Source organism: Streptomyces sp. HSW2009 (assembly GCF_040240285.1).
Taxonomy (GTDB): domain Bacteria; phylum Actinomycetota; class Actinomycetes; order Streptomycetales; family Streptomycetaceae; genus Streptomyces.
Genome location: NZ_JBEHZD010000844.1, coordinates 1 through 2,320, shown reverse-complemented (window position 1 = coordinate 2,320; position 2,320 = coordinate 1). Strand labels below are relative to the sequence as shown.

3 protein-coding genes are annotated in these 2,320 nt (G+C 76.6%); 1 reads left to right on the top strand and 2 read right to left on the bottom strand.

Features of this window, described 5'->3' with window-relative positions; all coding sequences use genetic code 11:
• Together AAHZ94_RS32810 and ssgD are read right to left on the bottom strand one after the other, a co-directional pair.
• A partial coding sequence (locus tag AAHZ94_RS32810; protein WP_349997356.1) for a SpoIIE family protein phosphatase occupies nucleotides 1-656 on the bottom strand: 656 nt, incomplete at its 3' end.
• Nucleotides 649-1,062, bottom strand: a complete 414-nt coding sequence (ssgD, locus tag AAHZ94_RS32805; RefSeq protein WP_349997355.1) for a spore wall synthesis regulator SsgD — start codon at nucleotides 1,060-1,062, stop codon at nucleotides 649-651. The genes ssgD and AAHZ94_RS32810, both read right to left, overlap by 8 nt.
• A gap of 201 nt (nucleotides 1,063-1,263) precedes the next feature.
• Between ssgD and AAHZ94_RS32800 the strand changes: the two genes are divergently transcribed.
• On the top strand, nucleotides 1,264-2,320 hold a 1,057-nt coding region (locus AAHZ94_RS32800), incomplete at its 3' end, for an RNA polymerase sigma factor (RefSeq protein ID WP_349997354.1).

The window sequence follows — 2,320 nt, the reverse complement described above, 5'->3', positions numbered from 1 at the left end:
GGGGGGGGGGGGGGGGCGGGGGGGGCGGCGGGGCCGGCGCGGGTCGCGCGGGCGGGGCGCGCGGCCACCGCGTGCGGCCCACCGGGGCCGGCCGGGTGGGCGGGCTCGACACCCGCCCCGAGCAGCGCCCGCTCCAACACCTCCACCAGCGCGGCCAGCGTGGGCGTCCGGTCGGCGGCCTCGTCGAACGCACGGTGCAGCGCGGCGGCCCCCACGGCGGCGCGCGGGCCCTTGCCGCGCACGTCACCGATGAGCAGCCGCAGGCCGTACCGGGTACGGCGCACCGCGCACACGTCGCCGCTGGCCCCGCTGACCGCATCGGCAGCCAGGTTGCGGGCCGCGGTGGTGAGCACCGGCAGCGGGGCGGCGGCGGAACCGGCCGCCAGGCCCGGCGTCTTCCGGGCCCGCAGCCACTGCTGCGTTTGCTGGACCTGCCGTGCCTGGCGTGTCTGCTGCGGTGCTTGCTGGACCTGCCGGGGCCGCTGGGTCTGCCGTGGCTGCCAGGTCTGCCCCTCGGGCGCCCCGGCCGGGGCGCCAGAAGGGTCGGCCGCCGGCCGGGCCGGTCCGGGTGGCCCTGGTTCGGCCGGCCGGGGCGCCGCAGCGGGCACCTGGCCCGGGCGGGCGCTCCCGCAGCAGACGCCCATCGGCTCAGGCATCCCGCAGCAGGGCGGTCAGTTCGGCGTCGACGTCGAGGTGCCCGCCCTCGTCGCCGGCCGCCACCAACGCGTACGAACGCCCGAGGAACTCGCGCACGTCAGCGGTGTGCAACTGCACCATGGCCATGCCCTCCACGGCGCGGAACTCCAGCACCGTACGCTCCGGGCCGCACGGCCAGACATGGACGTCACCGCACCCACTGGGCCGCAGCGTCCCCGCGTCCAGCAGCTCACGGCCGAAGGTCCACTCCACCTCGTAGCCGTCCAGGGAGGCGGTAGGTGGGAAGGAGACCCGGACCGCGAACGGGTCCGTGGGCTCGTAGCGCAGCCGCGCGGGAACGGCGCGGCTCCCGGGCGCCGAGGCGATCAGTTGGGCCCGGATGGCTTGGTCAATGACGATGGACAACGCCTGCTCCCTTGCTCGTGGTGCGGGTCCCTGCCTCTTTGAACCGTTAGACGGCCCGTTCATTACGGCCGTGCACTCAATACCTCCGTGAGTTGTGTCACCACGGGGCGGCTGCGGGGTTCGACGGGCGGCTTGCGAAAATCCTGACAGTGCCCGCGAGTCCCCGCGCAGCCCCGTGCCACACCCCGAGGTGCCCCCCACATGACCGAAGCTTCCGCTGCGCCGGACACGGACGCCTACGCGCGGCTGTACGAGCGCGAACACCCTCGCCTGGTCGCCTACGCCCGCTCGCTCACCGGCAACCCCTGGGTCGCCGAAGACCTGGTGGCCGAGGCGCACTTCCGGGTCTGGCGCCGGCTGCACACCGGGCACCAGATCGACAACGTCTCCGCGTACCTGACCACCACCGTGCGGCACCTCTCGTCCGCCAACGCCGGCCACAGCGCCCGGGAGATACCGCAGGACCCGGCGACCGCGGCCGAGGACCGGGTCGGGCCCGATGAGCGCCCGGCGAACCAGGACCCCGCGCAGCGCATCGCCCACGTCGACCTGCTCGCCCGGGTCATGGGCCAGTTGCCCGAACGCTGGGTGAAGGCCCTGTGGCTGGCCGAGGCCGAAGACCAGCCGCTGGAGACCGTCGGCCGGCAGATCGGTGCCAACAGCGGGGCCACCGCCGTACTCCTGCACCGCGCCCGCGAAGGCATGCGGCAGGCGTTCCTGCGCGAACACCCGGGCACCCCGGACGACCCGGCGTGCGCGGTCCACTGGGAGCGGATGCCCGCCCACGTCCGCGGCACCGACTCGCCCCGGCAGGCCGAGTCCATGGCGCTGCACGCGGACGCGTGCACGGACTGCCGCGACCGGCTCGCCCTGCTCGCCCAGGCCAACACCCGGCTGCCGGCGCTGGTCGGCCCGGCGCTGCTGGTGCTGTTCGCCGGGGGCGGGGCGAAGTTCCTCGCGCCCCTGCTCGGCGCCGGCGCGGCGGCCGGTGTCGGGGCGGGCGCCGGCGCTGCTGGCGGCCAGGCGCCCACCCCGGGCGCGGCCGGCTCGCTACGGCACGTACTGCGCGGCCAGGTCGGACAGGCGGGCCCGGTGGCCGCCACGGTGGCCGGGCTCGGCGTCCTCGTGGTGGCCGGAGTGGCCGTCGCGGCCGGCCTGTCCCTGAGCGGGAGCGACGGTGGCGGCTCGCGCGCGCAGGCGCCCGCGGTGGCCTCGTCCGCCGCCCCCGACCGGACGCCCGCCGAGGTCACCCCAGAAC